This is a genomic window from Aeromonas sp. QDB31, assembly GCF_027707605.1.
Taxonomy (GTDB): domain Bacteria; phylum Pseudomonadota; class Gammaproteobacteria; order Enterobacterales; family Aeromonadaceae; genus Aeromonas; species Aeromonas media.
The window spans coordinates 16,936-36,568 of record NZ_JAPCIX010000020.1 but is presented as its reverse complement, the minus strand read 5'-3'; the positions used below and the strand labels follow the sequence as shown (position 1 = coordinate 36,568).

Here is a 19,633-nt window from a genome sequence, read left to right as displayed (position 1 = left end):
ATGATGAAAAAGCTCAATACCCTGCTCGCTGCCGCCATCATGTCCGTGCTGGGTACCGCCCAGGCCGCCGATCAGACGCTGGCCATGGTGGTCTCCACCCTCAACAACCCCTTCTTCGTCACCATGAAGGAGGGTGCCGAAGCCAAGGCCAAGGAGCTTGGTTACGAGCTGGTGGTGCTGGACTCCCAGAATGACCCGGCCAAGGAGCTCTCCAACGTGGAAGATCTCACCGTGCGCAAGGTCAACGCTATCCTGATCAACCCGACCGACTCAGAAGCGGTGGGCAACGCCATCCGCCTGGCAAACAAGGCCAACATCCCGGTGCTGACCCTGGACCGCGGCGCGGCCCAGGGGGAGGTCAAGGCCCACATCGCCTCCGACAACGTGGCCGGTGGCAAGCTGGCTGGTGACTTCATCACCGAGAAGCTGGGTGCCGGCACCAAGGTGATCCAGCTCGAAGGGATCGCCGGCACCTCTGCCGCCCGTGACCGTGGCGAGGGCTTCGCCTTGGCCGTGGCCGCCAACAAGTTGCAGGTGCTGGCATCCCAGCCCGCCGACTTCGATCGCACCAAGGGTCTGAACGTCATGGAGAACCTGCTGGCGGCCCACCCGACCGTACAGGCGGTGTTCGCCCAGAACGACGAGATGGCGCTGGGTGCCATCCGCGCCGTGCAAGCCGCCGGCAAAGAGGTGATGATCGTCGGCTTCGATGGCACCGACGATGGCAAGGCCGCCGTGGCCAAGGGTAAACTGGCCGCCACCGTGGCCCAGCAGCCGGCGTTGATCGGTGCCATCGGCGTGGAAACCGCCGACAAGGTGCTCAAGGGCCAGCCGGTGGAGCAGTCCATCCCGGTACCGCTGCAAATCGTCAGCAAGTAAGCATGACGGGGGAGGCTCGCCTCCCCCGCTCTCTTACCATGCCTCCCGGCCTGGGTGCTCCAACCCGAGCGTCCAAACCAAGATGCATCAGGAGTAGTCAACATGAATCGTCTCGTCGTTCTGGGCAGTGTCAATGCAGACCATGTGCTGCGCGTTCCCCACTTTCCTCACCCGGGTGAAACCCTGACCGGTCACAGCTATCAGGTGGTGCCCGGCGGCAAGGGGGCCAATCAGGCGGTGGCCGCCGCTCGCCTCGGTACTGCCGTCTCCTTTATCGCCCGCATCGGCGACGACGCCATCGGCCGCCAGATGAAGGCGGGCTTCGCCAACGATGGCATCGACGTGAGCGCAGTGGAGCAGGACGGGCACCTCCCTACCGGCATCGCCATCATCTATGTGAGCGACGAGGGGGAGAACAGCATCGGCATCTCCGCCGAGGCCAACGGCGCCCTCACTCCTGCCGTGGTGAAATGCCACGAAGCCTTGATTGCGGACGCCCACACCCTGCTGCTGCAACTGGAAGTACCGCTGGAGAGCGTCTTCGAGGCTGCCCGTCTGGCCCGCACCCACGGCACCCGGGTGGTGCTCAATCCGGCGCCCGCCCGGCCGCTATCGGCCGAGCTGTTGGCGCTGGTGGATCTCATCACCCCCAACCAGACTGAAGCCGAGCTGCTGACCGGGGTCAAGGTGAGTGACGAGGCGAGTGCGGCACTGGCGGCCGCCCGCTTCCACCAGATGGGCATTGGGGAGGTGATGATCACCCTGGGCTCTCAGGGCGTTTATTGCAGCAACGGCCGACAGCAGGCGCTCATTCCAGGCTTTCGAGTCGAGGCGGTGGACACCACGGCCGCTGGAGATACCTTCAACGGCGCCCTGCTGGCGGCCGAGCTGGCCGGCGCTGACTTCCATGAGGCGGTGCGCTTCGCCCACGGAGCGGCGGCGCTTTCCGTCACCCGGTTCGGCGCCCAAAGCTCCATTCCGAGCAAGCAGGAGGTCGACACCTTCCTGCAGGCACAAGCGGCGCAGGGGCACTGATGGCCAATATCAAGGAGGTGGCGGCGCGAGCGGGCGTCTCCACCACCACCGTCTCTCACGTCATCAACGAGACCCGTTTCGTGGCCGAGGAGACCCGGGAGCGGGTCTTCAGTGCCATGCGCGATCTCAACTACGCCCCCAGCCTGGTGGCCCGCAGCCTCAAGGTGAAGGAGACCAACAGCATCGGCATGCTGGTCACCACCTCCAGCAACCCCTTCTTCGCCGAGGTGGTGCGCGGGGTGGAGCGCTACTGCTTCGAGCAGGGCTACAACCTGATGCTGGGCAACACCGAGGGGCAGGCCGAGACGGCCCTCTCCTACCTGAAAATGATGTTGCGCAAACGGGTCGACGGTCTGCTCATCATGTGCAGCGAAGGACAGCAGGAGGTGTTCAACCAGCTCGACTGGCTCAAGAGCCTGCCGGTGGTGGTGATGGACTGGGGCATGGAGAGCAAGGAGGTGGATCTCATCGCCGACAACTCCCATCGCGGCGGCTATCTCGCCACCCGCCATCTCCTTTCACTCGGTCATATCGACATCGGCTGCATCACCGGGCCCCACCGCCGCGCCCCAGCCAATCAGCGCCTGGCTGGCTTCGAGCAGGCCATGCAGGAGGCCGGACGGGCCATCAATCCGGCCTGGATCCAGGAGGGGGATTTCGACTGCGCCAGCGGCTTTGCCGCCATGACCCGCCTGCTTGCCCTGCCTGCACGCCCCACTGCCCTCTTCGTCTGCAATGACATGATGGCGATGGGGGTCATCAGTGCCGCCCATCGAGCCGGGCTCGTCATACCGCGGGATCTCTCCCTCGTCGGCTATGACAACGTGGCACTGGCCGAGTTTATGTCCCCCCCGCTGACCACGGTCAATCAACCGAAAGAGGAGCTGGGTCGCCTCGCCGTCACCCGCTTGCTGGCGCGGATCAACGGTGAACGGATAGATAATCGCATGATCACCGTGGACCCAGATCTGGTGATCAGAGAATCCTGCGCCCCCTTCCCGCCCCCCGCGGCCCTCCACCCGCAGTGATTTGCTCAAAACGACAAGGGCGGCCTCGGGCCGCCCTTGTCGTTTTCCTTCATCGCCACCGAGTCAACAGGGCTCCCGCTGTTTCCTCATCTCCCCTTTTTGCTCTTCTGCCGGGCGACCCAGACGCAACAGCCCCAATTGCCGCGCCAGGGGCTGCAACAAGACATCGTGATCCGAGGGGTCGGGCAGCCAGTAGCGCACCGGCCAGCCCGCGCGCAACAGTGCGGGGGCGCGACTGCCCAGCTCACGCAATGCCAGTACGCAGCCGCGCTGGCTGACTTTTTCCAGCAGGGCGGCATCCTCCGTCAGGGTCGGCAGCGCCAGGATGAGCACTTTCTCTTCCAAGGGGGGCAGGTAGGCCAGGACATGAGCCAGCTGAGACTGCTGATGGAGCACCAGCAGCAACGGCTGCTGATGCTCGGCGTCCGCCAGCAACCTGGCCACCACTTGTCCCAGCACACCGCGCTCCTGCATCCAGTCCATGTCGCACCCCTGCTGTCCCACCCGCCAGCGCAGGCTGATGTTCAGCACCCGCTGCCCCCGCTCATCCTCCAGGGTCTGTGATATCGTCTCCAGCGGCGAGGGTGCCGTCCCCGCCAACCACTCCCGCAACTGATGCAGCTGACGCTGACTCATGCTCAGGGAGGCCTTCATCGCTGGCTGGAACCAGATCAGGGTCGCATTGTCCCGCTTGGCCTGATTCAGTGCCAGTATGGCCTGCTCCAGCAGCTGATCCGCGTCCTCCCCTTCCATAGCCCTGGCTACCCCGAAACGACAGGCAAGATCGAAGCTGCTCTCCCGGGTCACGAACTCGAACTGCAACAGGCTCACCATGGCGTCCATCTGGGATTCGAGGCCGGGCTGCTCGCCGGCCAGGACCACTGCAAATTCGTCCCCCCCCAGCCGGTAAGCCCGACCGGGATAGGCTTGCCGCAGCCGGGCGGAGACCGCCTGCAGCAGGCGATCGCCGACCTGGTAACCGAGCAGATCATTGACCTGTTTGAACCGTTTCAGATCCAGCACCACCAGGGCCTGGGCATGATTGCGCTGCAGGGATTGTCTGAGCTGTCCCTGCAAGGCGCGGCGATTGCCAAGCCGGGTCATGGGGTCGAGCAGGGAGAGGCGGCGATTCTGCAGATTGGTGCGGATCAGGGCAAACACCAGCACGCCCCCCATCACCAGCAGGATCAATTGCCAGATCTGGATCCAGAACAGGCTCTGGCGCAGTTGATTGAGCGAGGCTTCCCGCTCCTGCCCGGAGAGAATATGATCCCCTATCTGCTCCACCTGGCGGGTCAGTGCTGCAATCCGGGCCTGCGAACGGACAAGGGCCTCGCCCTCTTGCAGCTTACCGGCCTGCATCTGGGGTTCGAGTGCCTTGACCTCGTCAAACAACCTGGCCAGCACGCTTCCCAATCCATGACGAGTGCGCGCATCGGCAGTTTCGCTGCTGACCAGAAACACATCCAGCCGATTCCACAGCAGATCGTAATCCAGGCTCAGGGTCTCCATCTCGAGGGCTCCCGCCCGATAGAGGCGCAAATCGTAAAGGAAACGCTGGGATTCCAGCATGACCTGGCTGATGTTCCAGTGGGTGTTGCGATAGAACATATCGACCAGTTGCTCGTGCCGATTCTGCAGCAACAGCCCCCAGACGGAAGAAAAGAGAAACAGCAGAGAGATGGCCGCGAGCAGCAGATTGTGGCGCTGTCGACGAGTCACGGGATGACCTCGATGCGCACCAGTTGCCACACCATGTAGCTGTGGATGGAGGAGACATCGAGTTCAGGATATTCCGAGAAGGGCATCAGCAGCCAGACTGGCCCCTTGTTGCGACGGGTCAACGGCTTGTCATCCTGATAGCGCACCAGAGTCAGCGGCACCTGGGCAAACCGGGCAAGATTGAACTGTTGTTGATAGTCATTGAGGCCGGTCACCCGGACTTGAGTGACATCCTTGAGCCCCTGAGCCACCAGCATCGCCTTCAGGGTCGGGCCACGATAACGGTGAACCCCGACGGTCCAGGGGGTAGCCGTCTCGAACTCGGTCTGCGGCAAGGCGGCCAGTGTCGCCTCATCCAGAGGGATCTCCCGCTTGTCTGGCAGGATCAGCAGCAACAGAGGTGAGGAAGCGGCGGCCTGAGTGCTGAACGTTGTCAGCACCAGCAGAAGAAAAACGGTCCCACGCTTGAAAATGTCCATATACCTTGCGCCAGCTGCGTCCTCTATTTTACGGGTCAGTGTGGCGGCTTCATTGAGCCAATGCAACTATGTTGTGACTCAATAGGCTATGGTCCACGCATCTCCATCCAGTTATGACCGTCGATCTGTTTGGGCTGGTGTATGCCGCAGCTTTGCAACAAGTCGTCCACGAAAGCCGGCACCAGCAGGGAGGCAGGGCCATAGCGCTTCTCGTCAAACTGGCTGCCAACCTCGCTCGGCTCCAGGTTGAGCTCGACCGTATGAGCACCGTTGAGTCCCGCCTCATGCACAAACCCCGCTGCTGGATAGACGGCACCCGAGGTGCCGATGGAGATGAAGAGATCGCATTGCGCCAGCGCCGAGTAGATGCGATCCAGTCCGAGCGGCATCTCGCCAAACCAGACCACATGAGGCCGCAACGGCTGGGGCAACTGGCAGCAGGAGCAGAGCTCCTCCTGATGAAGCTCCCCGCGCCACTCGATCACCTGCCCGGAAACCGGGCAACGGGCCTTGAGCAGCTCCCCGTGCATGTGAATGAGGTTCTTGCTGCCGGCGCTCTCGTGCAGGTTGTCGATGTTCTGGGTGACCAGGGTCACGCGACCCGGCAGCAGGCGCTCGAGGCGTGCCAGGGCATAATGGGCGGGATTGGGGTGGATCTCGACTCGTTGCAACTGATGGCGCCGTGCGTTGTAAAAGCGTTGCACCAGCTCAGGATCCCGTGCGTAGCCCTCCGGGGTGGCCACGTCTTCCACCCTGTGCTCCTCCCACAGGCCGTCGCAGGCCCGAAAGGTCTTGATACCGGATTCGGCCGAGATGCCGGCGCCGGTGAGGATCACGATATGTTTGGCTGACTGCACCATGGTTGATTTCCTCCAACGGGTGACAGGCTGACCTTAGCACAGCAGCTCGGCCCGGCACATTCGCCCTTGGTCTTATGCATGTCGGGGCATCAGGGTATCAAGGACGCTCAAGTCTAGCCGGACAAACACCATCTCCCGGCCCGTCACCAGGGTGAGCGGGAGCCCCAACCCCTTCAGCAGGGCCAGCATGGGACGATTCTGTCCGAGCACCTCGGCGGTCCACTCGCGGATCCCCTCCCCGCGCGCCAGCAGGGCCAGCGCCAGCAAGAGGCGGCGCCCGGCGCCCCGATGCTGAAAATGATCCGCAACAATGCAGGAGAACTCCGCCCTGTCGGGATGCAGGCGCCGTCGGATGGACTGGGCCATGGCCAGCGGCCGCCCCTGTTCGTCGGTGAGCAGCAGCCCTATCTGGGGCGCTCTGGGATAATCGAGAAAGAAGGCGAGCTGCTCGGCGGTGACTGGCTGTTTGGCGCGCATGAAACGCAGGTAGACACTCTGTTCGCTCAGCGCCTCATAGGCCGCCTTCAAGCGTTCGGGATCGGACCCTGCCAGCTCCTGCAACCGGCAGGGGATGCCGCCCACGTCCATCATCAAGGGCAAGGATGCCCGTGAGCCGGGATGCACCCAACCCGCCAGTGCCCGGTGCAGGCGCGCCTCATCGGGAGGCCAGCAAAGATAGCGCGGCACGGGCTACCAGCGCCCCGCCATGCCGCGATCCTGCCACAGGGCGGCATCCTGCAGGTTGAAGGGATCGTCGAGATAGAGGGCCATGCCCAGTTCGCGGGCCCGCTGGATGAAACGGGCCAGCAGGGAGTCCGCGGCCATGGCCTCCAGCTCCGGCAACAGATGCTGCCCCAGCAGCAGGCTCTGGAGCGGCAATCGCTCCAGTTGATCGAAAGGCAGATGCTGGGCACTGTCGAGCAGCAGGGCGAGCCTGGCCCCCGCCAGACTCGCCTGCAACACCAGGGCGAAGCGATCCGCCTGGCTCAGCAGGTGATCCCGCCGGTGGATGACCAGGGTCAGCTCGCTCGCCTGCCGGCCATGCTGCTCCAGCCATGCCTTGAGGAGCTCCCAGTGCGGGGGCAGGCTGCTCACGGCCAGCCAGACCGGCAGAGGGCAAGAGGCCGCATCCGCCAGCAAACCAAGCTGACCCCGCGCCTCTCCCTGCCAGCTGCGAATGGTACGCTTCAAGCCACCCAGTCTGCGTTGACGCTGCGGCCCCAGATAAAGCGTCTTGAGCAGACGCAGCAGATCGTCGCTCTGCAGCGGTTTGGCCAGCGCGGCCAGCACGTTGAAGCCGGCGTCGTGCAGCAGGCGTCTGGCCCCGTCAATCAGGGTCTGATCGTGGGCGGACAGCAATATGATGGGCAAACGACGGTACTGGGGGTGGTTCATCAAGAGACTGATGGCATCTTGCTCCGCCAGACTGAGATCGCAGACCAGCAGTCCCACATCCCCCTCTTCCAGCACCTGCAGGCAACCCTCGCCGTCCTGCACCCAGTGGCAGGGCAGTCCCAGCGCCTGGATCTCCTGCTGGATGCAGGCTCCCTGGAAGGGATGATCCTCGAGCAGCAGGATCTGGAGCTGGGCGAGCCAATCCCGCCACCCCTGCTCCCGAGCCTCCACCCCCTCAAGCCAGGGATCCGACAGGCGATAGATCCCCACCCCTGGGGTCTGCAGCCGCGGCAGATAGTCGGTTCCCGCATGGGAGGCGGGATCGAACAGGGCGATGGCCCCGGCGGCGAACAACCCCTCCCACTGCCAGCTCGCGTCGGGTCGAGTACGGTGCAGGCTGGCATAGGCCGGCAAGCCCGCCTCCTTTGCCGCCCGGTGTGAGACAGCGTCCAGGGCATAGACGCTGACGGGGTGAAATACGGGTTCCTGGCTGACATCAGACTCCAGCAACGCCAATAACTCTTCATCTGTGATGATCATCTCATGCTCTCTCGCCCAGTTGCCGGCAGACTTCTTCCACGGCCTGCTTCAATTCTTCCACCAGGGGTTGCCCGGGGGCTCGCTGCCAGCGTTCGATCACCTGAACCAAGGCGGCGGCCCCCACCATTTTGGCGGCCCCCTTCATCTTGTGTAAAGCCGTATTGAGGGCGCCTTCATCCCCTGCCGTGACGCACCCCTCAATGTCGGCCAGATCCTGGCGAGCCGACACCAGGTAGAGATTGATGAGTGCCGGATTGAGCAGGGTCGTCATGGGCGTGGCATTGACGGCCGCCTCCTCCGCCAGAGGCACACTGCTGCGACCCGAGACGGTGCGCAGCAAGGTGGCCAGCTCCTTCAACAGGACGGGTTTGTCCAGATGGCCCTGGCAACCACAATCGGCCAGACGTTGCGCCGCCTGCTCGCTGAGATCGGCGGTGATCACATAGACGGGCAACTGCTGCCAGCGCGCCGAAGCCCGCAACTGCCGGCACAGCTCGGCACCGTCCATCACCGGCATCTGCAGGTCGGTCAGCACCAGATCCACCGATTCCGATTGCAGGATGTCCAGCGCCAGACGGCCATTGGCGGCGCTCAATACCCGGGCTCCCAGCTGACTCAGCTGCATGCTGATCAACACCCGGTTCACCTCGTGATCTTCCACCAAGAGGACACGCATACCGGCTCCCGGCAGATCCGCGACTTCCCCGCTCCCCTGAACCAACCTGGGTTGTAGCAGGCTCACCACAGAGCCCGGGATCCAGGGCTCTCCCTGCCAGGACCAGGCACTCAACCCCTGCTCATCCAGGGTGACGGCAAGAACGGGCGCCGTCGCCTCCTCGGTCACGCCAAACTCGGCGAGCCAGGCCCGCATGTATGCTAGCGCCTCGGGGGGGAGCTGCAGAGAAATCTGTTTGAACCTTGGCTGCCAGGGCGCCTTCTCCTGCACCTGCCTGAGTGGCCAGGCGCAAATGAAGCGGCTGCCGCCGGTGGCCACCGGCTCGAACCGGATGTTCCCTCCCATCTGCTCCATCAACTGACGACAGATGGCCAGCCCCAGACCGGTACCCTGGGCCCTGAGCTGTCCCAATTCCTCCCCCTGCTCGAAGGGCAGGAACAGCCGAGGCAACAACTCTGCACTGATGCCGGGCCCCTCGTCATCTACCCCGCACCAGATCCACTCCCCGTGCCGGCGGGCCCACAGCACCACCTCGCCCCGCTCGCTGAACTTGATGGCGTTGGAGAGCAGGTTGTGCAGCACCTGCTGCACCCGGTGAGGATCCAGCGCCATCAGGGCGGGCAGCGTCGGGTCCAGGTTGAGACGCAGTTGCAGGCGTTTGGAACGCGCCTTGGACCAGTGCACCGCCGCCACATGCTCGCACAGCTCCACCAGATCGGTCGGCTGCAGGGAGAGCCGCAGCTGGCGACTCTCGTTGCGGCTGAAGTCGAGCACGTCGTTGAGCAGCCCCAGCAATTCGTTGCCCGCCTGCCTGACGTGCGCCAGCACCGAGGCCTGCTCCGCAGAGAGCTCGGTCTGATCCAGCCATTCCAGCAGACCCAGGATGGCGTTCATGGGGGTGCGGATCTCGTGGCTCACGGCGGCGAGGAAGCGTCCCTTGGCGAGCACAGCCTGCTGGGCCTGCTCGTGGGAGAGTTGCAGGGAGTGCTCCTGCTCGACCCGGTTGGTCACATCCTGCACCACCCCAAAGACACGCCACCCCTCCCCCTGCCGGCGCCCTCTGCCGGAGAACTGCAGCCAGCGCGTGCCCTTGCCCGGATGCTGGTAGCGCAGCAGGTGGGAGAAAGGGCGCCCGGCCTGCAACATGGCCAGCATGGGAGCCCGCATCTCCCGCCTGTCCTGGTGCGAGATGCGGGTGAGCGCCTCGTTGGGATTGAGGCGGATCTGCTGACTGGCCAGCCCCAGCAGCTCATGGCTGCCGCGACTGACAAACTCCACCCGGGTGATGGCCCCTCCGAGCAGGGTGAACTGCAGCACCACTCCGGGCACCGTATTGGTAAGGGCCCGCAGGCGTCGCTCCGCCTGACGCAGCAAACGGGTGCGCTCGCGCAGGGCGCTGATGTCGGACAGGGCGATGAGGTCCCCGGCGGGCGCCTGGGGTCCCAGGCGCAGCGGGATCTGGGCATAGGAGTAAACCTGATCCCGCAAGGCGATCTCCCCTTCAGCCCCTTGCAACTGGGGAGACGGCAGGACGAGATCGGTGGCGTAGCGCGCCTCCATCCGTTTGGCCCGCTTGTTGCGCTTGATCACCTCCCCCTTGTCATTGCGCAAAAAAACGGGCACGGGCAACGCCTGGAACAGGGACTCCCTGAACTTGCTCTCCAGCGCCAACGCCTGCTCGGCCTTATGACGCTCGCGCGCCTCCTGGGCCAGCTGCTGGCGGGAGCGCCAGACTGACCAGATCACTGCCGCGCTGATCAAGAGCGCCAACAGGACAGAGCCAAGCCAGAAGCCGTAACTGACCCCTTCTTGCTGGTTCAGAACGAGGCGCCGCCAACGCTGTACCAGCTCGCTCACCTGCCTGTCGTTGATCGTCATCAGGCTCTGCTCCAGCACCCCGGCGAGCCTTGGCTGATCCCGCCTGATGGCAAAGCCGAGGCCAAACACCTCCGGCAGCTCCGTGATGCTCAGCTCGCTCAGCTGGTTGTTGCGCAGCGGATATTGCAGTTGATAGAGCTCGGCCAGCATGGCATCGGCCTCACCGCTCTGCACCACCGCCAACCCTTGCTGCAGGTTGTCGGCCACCTCCCAGTCGTGTTGTCCGAATCGGGCCAGCAGGCTGGTGTCGTAGAACATACGAGGCACGACCACCTTGCCCTTGACCTCGGCAAGGGCGTGATAAGCCCCCCGCTTGCGGCTGACCAGGGCATAGCGACTGGTTGCCACCGCACGGGTGAACTCGAACTCCTCGTGCAGGGTCGGAGACTCCAGCAGACCGGCCATCATGGCGGCCTCCCCGCTGCGCAACCTGGCCAGCGCCTCCTCCTTGCTTGTCACGGGGATGAGCTCGAAATTCAGCCCTGTCTGGCGGCTCACTTCCCGCAGCACATCGCCGCTCCAGCCGACGAGCTCACCCTGCTGATTGACGCCGCTATAGGGCATGAAGCCGGGATCCGCCACCAGCTTGATGGTGCGCGCGCTACCGACCAGCCAGGCCTGCTCCTTGTCGGTGAAGTGCAAGGGATTGATGTCCTGCTCGCTCTGGGGCAGATAGCGCCCCAGATCCCGGTAGAGGTTACCCGGTGGCAGGAAGCGGATCGCCGTGTCTATCAGCTCGTGCAATTGCGGCCTGTCGCCCATCATCAGCCGGTAGCTGATCACCAGATCGTCGCTGCGCAACCGCCGCAAGCGCAGCCCCTCATCCGGGAACTCTCGCATCAGATAGCGCAGTTGCAGATAGTCGCCGAGGTAGGCGCTGCCTCTGCCCGCCACCAGAGCCCCATACCAGTTCTCCGCATCCGTCAGGCGCAACTGGGAGGAGTGGGGATAGAGCCGCTGCAGGGTCTCCTCTGCCTGCCAGATGGGCGAGACCAGGAAGGTCGCCTGCTCGAGCTCCCCCCGATAAAGGATGGCGGACTCCGCCTCCAGCATGGCACGGCTCAAGGCCGTACCGGGCAGGGTCTCCCTGGCAGGTCCCACATGGGGGATGAGATCACACTGCCCGTGCTGCAAGCCCTGCAGAGTTGCCGTCCAGTTTGGCAATTTTTCGAAGCGCAGCGGCACCGGCAGTTGCAGGGCCAGTCGTTTCATCTGATCGATGAGCAACCCCCCCTGCTCCTCCAGATAGGGAGGACGCTGCAGGACCGGGTAACAAAAAGTCAGCTCGGTGAGCGTATCGACATACGCCTGGGTCTCGGCTGACAGGGGGAGCATGGCGGCACGCAGCGGCAGGGCCAGCAGCGCACCGAGCAGAAATAGGGTCTTTATCATAGAAACGCAAAAGCCAGGCATTTGCCTGGCTTTCTTTTACTCGTTGGGTTCAACATTTTCTACCCTGGCCTTGAGCTTCTGGCCAGGCCGGAAGGTCACCACACGACGGGCGCTGATGGGAATATCCTCACCCGTCTTTGGGTTACGTCCAGGACGCTGGTTCTTCTCACGAAGATCAAAGTTACCGAAGCCTGAAATTTTGACTTGTTCACCGCGCTCGAGCGCCTGTCTGATTTCCTCAAAGAAGGCTTCCACCATGTCTTTGGCTTCACGCTTGCTCATCCCGAGCTGGGTGAACAGGTGCTCTGCAATGTCGGCTTTGGTAAGCGCCATAGATCAATCCCTCAAGGATGCATTCAACTCTTCACCAAGGGCCCGCACGACATTGTCTACGGTCTCGGCAATCTCTTTCTCCTCCAAGGTGCGCTGGGTGTCTTGCAACACTAGACTGATGGCCAGGCTCTTCTTGTCCTCTGCCATACCAGCACCCTGGTATACGTCGAACAAGTTTATTCCAACTAACTGATTTCCGCCAACTTTTTTAATTACTGCCAGTACGTCGCCTGCCAGAACTTGACGATCTACCACCACGGCGATATCACGACGGTTGGCCGGGAAGCGGGATACTTCGGCTGCAGCCGGCACCTTGGCAGGGGTCAGCTTGTCCAGCTCCAGCTCGAACATCACGGCGCGGCTCTTGAGTCCCAGCTTCTTCTCGAGGCTCGGGTGGATCACGCCGATGTGGCCGATGACGGCGCCATTGCGCAGTATGGCGGCACTCTGACCAGGATGCAGGGCGCTGTGCTCGGTGCGCTCGAAGCTGAAAGTAGCCCCTTCGGCGGTGAGATCCAGCACAGCTTCCAGATCCCCTTTCAAATCAAAGAAGTCGCTGCCACGGCTCTTGACGTCCCAGTGCTCGTCGCTCTGGTTGCCGGTGATGATGCCGGCCAGCATGGGCTCCTGACGGATGCCGTTCTCGGCGCTCGCGTCCTTGATGAAACGCAGGCCCTGCTCGAACAGACGCACACGGCCCTGCTGGCGGTTCTGGTTGTAGACCACAGCCTGCACCAGACCCGGGAACAGGGAGACCCGCATGGCGGACATCTCGACCGAGATGGGGTTCGGCAGCACTATGGCATCGCTCTGGGGGAACAGGGTCTGCTGGGTCTTGGGATCGACGAAGCTATAGGTGATCGCTTCCTGGAAGCCTCTGTCGACCAGCAGGTCACGCACCCGTTTGAGGGTCACCTGGCCTTCGGCCTGCTCCACCATGGCCAGGGAGGCGGCGGGTTTGAGGTTCGGGATCTTGTTGTAGCCGTAGATGCGGGCCACTTCCTCGATGAGGTCTTCCTCGATGGCGATGTCGAAACGCCAGGAGGGGGCCAGTGCGGTCCAGCCGTCGGCGTCAACCGTCACCTGCATGCCGAGGCGGGTCAGGATCTCGAGCACCTGGGCGTCGGCCACGCTGATGCCGATCACCTTGTCGAGCTTGGTGCGGCGCAGCTTGATGGGGGCAGCCTTGGGCAGATGGGCATCGGATTTGACTTCGATGACGGGGCCCGCTTCACCGCCGCAGATATCCAGCAGCAGGCGGGTGGCACGGTCCATCACCTTGGCTTGCAGCTTGGGATCGACCCCGCGCTCGAAGCGGTGGGAAGAGTCGGTGTGCAGACCGTAGGCACGGGCACGACCGGTGATGGAGAGCGGCGCGAAGAAGGCGCACTCCAGCAGGATGTCGGTGGTGGTCTCGGACACACCGGTGCGATCGCCGCCGAAGATGCCGGCCATGCAGGCAGGGCCTTGTGTATCGGCAATCACCAGGGTGGTCTCTTTGAGCTTCACTTCGTTGCCATCGAGCAGGGTCATGGGCTCATCGCTATTGGCGCGGCGCACCACCAGTTCCCCTTCCAGCTTGGCCAGATCGAAGGCATGCATCGGCTGACCATATTCCAGCAGCAGGAAGTTGGTGATGTCGACGATGGCGTCGATGGAGCGAATGCCGCCACGGCGCAGCTTCTCTTGCATCCAGAGCGGGCTCTGCGCTTGCAAGTTCAGCCCCTTGATGACGCGGCCGAGGTAGCGCGGGCAGTCCGCAGACGCCTCAACCCGGATCGGGAAGCTGGCGTCGATAGTGGCAACAGCTGGCGCCCAGGTCGGCTCGACCACGTCCACGCTGTTGAGCACGCCAATCTCGCGGGCCAGACCTGCGATGCCGAGGCAATCGGCACGGTTCGGAGTCAGATCCACATCGATGGCGACGTCGTTCAGATTGAGGTAGTCGCGAATGTCGGTGCCGATGGGGGCATCAAGTGGCAGCTCTATGATACCGTCCGCTTCCACCTCGATACCCAGCTCGCTGAAGGAGCAGAGCATGCCGTGAGACGGCTGGCCACGCAGCTTGGCCTTCTTGATGGTGAAATCACCCGGCAGGGTCGCCCCGACCTTGGCCACGCAGACCTTCAGGCCGGTGCGGCAGTTCGGCGCGCCGCAGACTATGTCCAGCAGCTCGGCCTCGCCCACGTTGACCTTGGTCACCCGCAGCTTGTCGGCGTCCGGATGCTGGGCACACTCGACCACTTCACCCACCACCACATTGTTGAACTGGCCGGCCACCGCTTCCACGGCGTCCACTTCCAGGCCGGCCATGGTGATCTGTTCGGCCAGTGCGTTGTCACTCAACTCGGTGCGGACCCACTCCATCACCCAGGATTTACTGAATTTCATGTTCTCTCGCCCTTACTTGAACTGCTTGAGGAAGCGCAGATCGTTTTCGAAGAAGGCACGCAGGTCATTGACCCCGTAGCGCAGCATGGTCAGGCGCTCAACGCCCATGCCGAAAGCAAAACCGGAGTATTTTTCCGGATCTATGCCGACCGAACGCAGCACGTTCGGGTGCACCATGCCGCAGCCCAGCACTTCCAGCCACTTTCCGTTCTTGCCCATGACATCCACTTCGGCGCTCGGCTCGGTGAACGGGAAGTAGGAAGGACGGAAGCGAATGGTCAAGTCTTCCTCGAAGTAGTTGCGCAGGAAGTCGTGCAGTATGCCCTTCAGCTCGGTAAAGCTGGCATGCTCGTCCACCAGCAGACCTTCGACCTGATGGAACATCGGGGTGTGGGTCATGTCGTAGTCGTTACGATAGACGCGGCCCGGCGCAATGATGCGAATTGGCGGCTGTTGCTGCTGCATGGTGCGGATCTGCACACCTGAGGTGTGGGTACGCAGCATCAGATCGGGATTGAAGTAGAAGGTATCGTGATCGGTACGCGCCGGGTGATGAGCCGGAATGTTCAGCGCATCGAAGTTGTGGAAGCCATCTTCAATCTCGGGACCGCGCTCTACCTTGAAACCCATCTCGCCAAACAGGCGCTCGATGCGTTCAATGGTGCGGGTCACCGGGTGCAGGCCACCGTTCTCGATGCGGCGACCCGGCAGGCTGATGTCGATGGTCTCGGCGGCCAGCTTCTGGTTCAGCACGGCAACTTCGAGGGCTTCACGACGCGCGTTCAGGGCATCCTGAACCAGCTGCTTGGCCTGGTTGATCACGGCGCCTGCGGCGGGACGCTCCTCAGGCGAAAGGGCGCCGAGGCCCTTCATCTGCTCGGTAAAAAAGCCCTTTTTACCCAGATATTTGACCCGGATTTCGTCGAGGGCGGCGATGTCGCTTACGCCCTCAATTTCGGCCTTGGCCTGGCCGACTACTTCTTCAAGCTGTTGCATGTCTTCCTCGTCACCACTCCCGATACAGGAGCCTTTAGGCTAAATAAGGTCAAGAGGGGAATAATACAAAAAAAGCCCCTTGGCTGACCATAGTTATGGCGGGCTTTTCTCCCTATAAATCATTTTGTTATATCAAGCGAGTCTCAAGCTCTCCCCCGCCCGCTTCAATTTCTGATGTTCGAACTTGGTTTGTTGGCATATCAGACATTTTCGCATCAGCCACCAAGACGGATGACGCTATACGGCGCAACACTCTGAAAACAAAAAACAGGCAACAAAAAAGGAGGCCTGAGCCTCCTTTTATCTTTCATAACAGAACCGGATTAAACCAGAGCTGCTTTGGCCTTTTCAACCAGGGCGGTGAAAGCCAGCTTGTCGTGAACGGCGATATCGGACAGGATCTTGCGATCGATCTCGATAGAAGCCTTCTTCAGACCGTCGATCAGACGGCTGTAGGACAGACCGTTCTGACGGGCTGCAGCGTTGATACGCGCAATCCACAGCTGACGGAACTGACGCTTCTTCTGGCGACGGTCACGGTAGGCATACTGACCAGCTTTGGTTACCGCTTGTACCGCTACGCGGTAGACACGGGAACGGGCGCCGTAGTAACCCTTGGCGGCTTTCATTACTTTCTTGTGACGAGCGCGAGCAGTCACACCACGTTTAACTCTTGGCATTTTTCACATCCCCCTTATGCGTACGGCAGACAAGCGACAACACGTTTGTGGTCGGCAGCAGAAACCATGAACTTCGGCCCCAGCTTACGCTTACGCTTACTGCTCTTCTTGGTCAGGATGTGACGCAGGTGGTTGTGCTTGCACTTGAAGCGACCTGAGCCAGTCTTCTTGAAGCGCTTTGCAGCACCTCGGTTGGTTTTCATCTTCGGCATTTCATACTCCGCATTGTGAGTGACAACAAAATCGCAAGGCGAACCGACTCATGGGGCGAACCCATGAGTCAATTTCTTGTGGGCCTTAAGATTTCTTCTTGGGTGCGAGGACCATCACAGCTTGACGGCCTTCGACTTTCGGGAACGACTCGACTACGGCCAACTCTTCCAGATCGTTCTTGACTCGCTCCAGAACCTTGATACCAAGATCCTGGTGGGCCATTTCACGACCACGGAAGCGCAGGGTGACCTTCGCCTTGTCCCCGTCTTCCAGAAAGCGAACCAGGTTGCGTAGTTTTACCTGATAGTCGCCTTCGTCAGTGCCAGGACGGAATTTGATTTCCTTCACCTGGACGACTTTCTGCTTTTTCTTCTGTTCTTTGGTGGTCTTGCTCTTTTCGTAGAGGAATTTGCCGTAATCCATGATTCGGCAAACGGGCGGCTCAGCGTTAGGACTGATCTCGACCAGATCCACTCCGGCTTCAAGGGCCAAGTTCAGGGCATCCTGGATGGTGGTGATGCCAATGGCCTCACCGTCCAAACCAGTCAGACGAACTTCTTTCAGACGGATCTCTTCATTGATCCGGTGAGCGCGGGCTTGCGGTTGCTTGCCCAGTTTTTTTCCGCCTTTTATAGCTTATTCCTCCACTTTCTTTTGTCCGCGGGTCTGAACTTCCTGGGTTAACAGAGCTATCAGCTCTTCAACAGGATAAGAACCCAGGTCAGCCCCTTTACGAGTCCGTACTGCAATCTTGCCGGCTTCTACTTCTTTATCGCCGCAGACCAGCATGAAAGGCACTCGCTTCAAAGTATGCTCGCGGATTTTAAAGCCAATCTTCTCATTTCTCAAGTCCGCTTTTGCGCGAAGGCCCGCATCATTCAATGCCTTGGCAACTTTCACCGCATAATCGGCCTGATTATCCGTGATATTCATGACCACGGCCTGAGTCGGTGCCAGCCAGGTCGGGAACAGTCCAGCGTATTCTTCGGTCAGGATACCGATGAAACGCTCAAGAGACCCGAGGATGGCCCGGTGGATCATCACGGGTACGTGACGTTCGTTGTCTTCGCCCACATAAGTGGCGCCAAGACGGCCCGGCAAGGCAAAATCGAGCTGCACGGTACCACACTGCCAGGCACGATCAAGACAATCGTGCAGGGTGAATTCGATCTTGGGACCGTAGAAAGCCCCCTCCCCCGGCTGCAGATCGTACTTCAGGCCGTTGAGCACCAGGGCTTCCGCCAGGGCGGCTTCCGCGCGATCCCAGGCTTCATCGGAACCGATGCGCTGTTCGGGACGAGTGGAGAGCTTGACCACGATGTTTTCGAAGCCAAAGGTGCCGTAGACGTCATAGACCATGCGAATGCAGGCCGACACCTCTTCCATGATCTGATCTTCGGTACAGAAGATGTGCGCGTCATCCTGGGTAAAGCCACGCACCCGCATCAGACCGTGCAGGGAGCCTGAGGGCTCGTTGCGGTGGCAGGAGCCGAACTCGGCCATGCGCAGGGGCAGGTCCCGGTAGGACTTCAGGCCCTGGTTGAAGATCTGCACGTGACCCGGGCAGTTCATCGGCTTGATGGCGTACTCGCGATTCTCGGACTGGGTGGTGAACATGGCCTGGGCATATTTTTCCCAGTGACCGGAACGCTCCCACAACACGCGATCCATCATGAAGGGGCCTTTCACCTCCTGATAATCGTACTCCTTGAGCTTGCCGCGGATGAAAGTTTCCAGCTCGCGGAAGATGGTCCAGCCATCGTTGTGCCAGAACACCATGCCGGGGGCTTCTTCCTGCATGTGGTACAGGTCGAGCTGCTTGCCAATCTTGCGGTGGTCGCGCTTGGCGGCCTCCTCGAGACGCTGCAGGTAGGCCTTGAGCTGCTTCTTGTCGGCCCAGGCGGTACCGTAGATGCGCTGCAGCATCTTGTTGTTGGAGTCACCGCGCCAGTAAGCACCGGACATCTTCTGCAGCTTGAAGTGGTGGCAGTGACGCATGTTCGGCACGTGAGGGCCGCGGCACATGTCGACGTACTCTTCGTGATGATACAGACCGGGCTGGTCATCACGGGCGATGTTCTGATCCAGGATCTCGACCTTGTAGGTCTCGCCGCGGGCCTCGAACACATCGCGCGCCTCCTGCCAGGAGACCTTCTTCTTGACGACGTCGTAATCCTTGGCGGCCAGCGCCAGCATGCGCTCTTCCAGAGCAGCCAGATCTTCATCGGTCAGGGTGCGGTCGAGATCAACGTCGTAGTAGAAACCGTTGTCGATGACAGGACCGATGGCCATCTTGGTCTGGGGCCAGAGTTGCTTGATGGCATGACCCAACAGGTGAGCACAGGAGTGGCGCAGGATGTCCAGACCATCTTCGTCTTTGGCGGTGATGATGGCCAGGGAGGCATCGGCTTCGATCAGCTCGCAAGCATCCACCAGTTCACCGTTCACACGGCCGGCAATGCACGCCTTGGCGAGGCCCGGACCTATGTCAGCGGCGACGTCCATGACGGAAACGGCGTGGGGAAATTGACGTTGGCTGCCGTCAGGCAGAGTAATGATTGGCATTCGGTGTTTCCTTATACAGTGGTGCCCCCTACCAAAGGGCACATGCAGGTTGGAGAAAACCTTTCATTTCAAGCAGTTCACTCCCGAGTTTCACCGTTCACAATACGGTTGGTACGCAGAAGTGGTACACACCCTCTTGGGTGTGCAAGGCCATCAATGGACAGGTACAGCGGAGGATTGTATCAGACGTCACGACTCAGACAAGTTGCCTTGCCGATTTTGTATACCATGGAAAGTGGAAGCGAGGAAAGGCGTCAACAGAGGCACCGGAACGATGCACATGCGATGTGGGTCCCACCTCGCCCCCTGTGTGCTAGGGTTCCAGTGAGGCGTCTGCCTGAACAAGGAGAACATGATGTACACCTATGACATTTCGTTTCCGGAGCATGCGGAGAAGATTATCCACCCGGATCACCTGTTGACGACACACTGCCCCGTCCATCTCGGGGAGCTGGTGATCCTGAGCGATGGCAGCAAGCGCGAGGTATGCAGCATAGTGCACAGCGCCGATCGCAGTACCCTCTATGTCACCGACGTGACACCGGGCAAGATCACCGCCAGCCGCTGAGGG

At 61.6% G+C, this 19,633-nt stretch carries 17 protein-coding genes; 4 read left to right on the top strand and 13 right to left on the bottom strand.

What is annotated here, in order from left to right:
• The first annotated feature begins 3 nt into the window (after positions 1–3).
• From rbsB to PG898_RS16965, 3 genes are all read left to right on the top strand, one after another.
• The gene (gene rbsB / locus PG898_RS16975) at positions 4–879 is read left to right on the top strand and encodes a ribose ABC transporter substrate-binding protein RbsB (protein ID WP_041205808.1); all 876 of its coding nucleotides are present in this window, start codon (positions 4–6) and stop codon (positions 877–879) included.
• 102 nt (positions 880–981) lie between these two features.
• Positions 982–1,914 (top strand): ribokinase, encoded by a 933-nt coding sequence (gene rbsK, locus PG898_RS16970; protein ID WP_270824632.1) that lies wholly within the window; start codon positions 982–984, stop codon positions 1,912–1,914.
• Positions 1,914–2,942, top strand: coding sequence for a substrate-binding domain-containing protein (locus PG898_RS16965; RefSeq protein WP_270824631.1), 1,029 nt, complete (start codon positions 1,914–1,916; stop codon positions 2,940–2,942). The genes rbsK and PG898_RS16965 overlap by 1 nt, the downstream gene beginning before the upstream one ends.
• Before the next feature lie 63 nt (positions 2,943–3,005).
• Here PG898_RS16965 and PG898_RS16960 read toward each other — a convergent pair whose 3' ends face one another.
• The 13 genes from PG898_RS16960 to thrS all read right to left on the bottom strand — a co-directional run bounded on the left by PG898_RS16960 (position 3,006) and on the right by thrS (position 19,062).
• Positions 3,006–4,664 carry a GGDEF domain-containing protein gene (locus tag PG898_RS16960; protein ID WP_270824630.1) on the bottom strand — a complete coding sequence of 553 codons (1,659 nt, stop codon included), beginning with the start codon at positions 4,662–4,664 and terminating at the stop codon, positions 3,006–3,008.
• Positions 4,661–5,143: a hypothetical protein gene (locus tag PG898_RS16955; RefSeq protein ID WP_005329679.1), complete on the bottom strand. Its 483-nt coding sequence runs from the start codon at positions 5,141–5,143 to the stop codon at positions 4,661–4,663. Before PG898_RS16955 ends, PG898_RS16960 begins: the two co-directional genes overlap by 4 nt.
• An 86-nt stretch (positions 5,144–5,229) precedes the next feature.
• The gene (gene cobB, locus PG898_RS16950) at positions 5,230–6,003 is read right to left on the bottom strand and encodes a Sir2 family NAD+-dependent deacetylase (protein ID WP_270824629.1); all 774 of its coding nucleotides are present in this window, start codon (positions 6,001–6,003) and stop codon (positions 5,230–5,232) included.
• Between the two features lie 72 nt (positions 6,004–6,075).
• Complete coding sequence (locus PG898_RS16945; protein ID WP_041205810.1) at positions 6,076–6,690, bottom strand: GNAT family N-acetyltransferase; 615 nt, start codon at positions 6,688–6,690, stop codon at positions 6,076–6,078.
• A gap of 3 nt (positions 6,691–6,693) precedes the next feature.
• Positions 6,694–7,938, bottom strand: coding sequence for a response regulator (locus tag PG898_RS16940; RefSeq protein WP_270824628.1), 1,245 nt, complete (start codon positions 7,936–7,938; stop codon positions 6,694–6,696).
• Position 7,939: 1 nt separating this feature from the next.
• Positions 7,940–11,866 carry a response regulator gene (locus tag PG898_RS16935; protein WP_270824648.1) on the bottom strand — a complete coding sequence of 1,309 codons (3,927 nt, stop codon included), beginning with the start codon at positions 11,864–11,866 and terminating at the stop codon, positions 7,940–7,942.
• A 54-nt stretch (positions 11,867–11,920) separates the two neighbouring features.
• A complete protein-coding gene (gene ihfA, locus PG898_RS16930) occupies positions 11,921–12,217 on the bottom strand; it encodes an integration host factor subunit alpha (RefSeq protein WP_005300715.1) in 297 nt (98 codons plus the stop codon).
• A 3-nt stretch (positions 12,218–12,220) separates the two neighbouring features.
• On the bottom strand, positions 12,221–14,608 hold the full coding sequence (gene pheT, locus PG898_RS16925; RefSeq protein WP_270824627.1) for a phenylalanine--tRNA ligase subunit beta: 2,388 nt from the start codon (positions 14,606–14,608) through the stop codon (positions 12,221–12,223).
• 12 nt (positions 14,609–14,620) lie between these two features.
• Complete coding sequence (pheS, locus tag PG898_RS16920) at positions 14,621–15,604, bottom strand: phenylalanine--tRNA ligase subunit alpha (RefSeq protein WP_106886730.1); 984 nt, start codon at positions 15,602–15,604, stop codon at positions 14,621–14,623.
• Between the two features lie 323 nt (positions 15,605–15,927).
• A complete protein-coding gene (gene rplT, locus PG898_RS16915; RefSeq protein ID WP_010674800.1) occupies positions 15,928–16,284 on the bottom strand; it encodes a 50S ribosomal protein L20 in 357 nt (118 codons plus the stop codon).
• 14 nt (positions 16,285–16,298) lie between these two features.
• Complete coding sequence (gene rpmI / locus PG898_RS16910) at positions 16,299–16,496, bottom strand: 50S ribosomal protein L35 (protein ID WP_005315535.1); 198 nt, start codon at positions 16,494–16,496, stop codon at positions 16,299–16,301.
• A gap of 85 nt (positions 16,497–16,581) precedes the next feature.
• Positions 16,582–17,112, bottom strand: a complete 531-nt coding sequence (infC, locus tag PG898_RS16905) for a translation initiation factor IF-3 (RefSeq protein WP_205597183.1) — start codon at positions 17,110–17,112, stop codon at positions 16,582–16,584.
• Between the two features lie 21 nt (positions 17,113–17,133).
• The gene (gene thrS / locus PG898_RS16900) at positions 17,134–19,062 is read right to left on the bottom strand and encodes a threonine--tRNA ligase (RefSeq protein ID WP_043131783.1); all 1,929 of its coding nucleotides are present in this window, start codon (positions 19,060–19,062) and stop codon (positions 17,134–17,136) included.
• 355 nt (positions 19,063–19,417) lie between these two features.
• On the opposite strand from thrS, the gene PG898_RS16895 reads away from it, so the two are divergent.
• Positions 19,418–19,630 carry a hypothetical protein gene (locus PG898_RS16895; protein ID WP_041205815.1) on the top strand — a complete coding sequence of 71 codons (213 nt, stop codon included), beginning with the start codon at positions 19,418–19,420 and terminating at the stop codon, positions 19,628–19,630.
• The last annotated feature ends 3 nt before the right edge of the window (positions 19,631–19,633 follow it).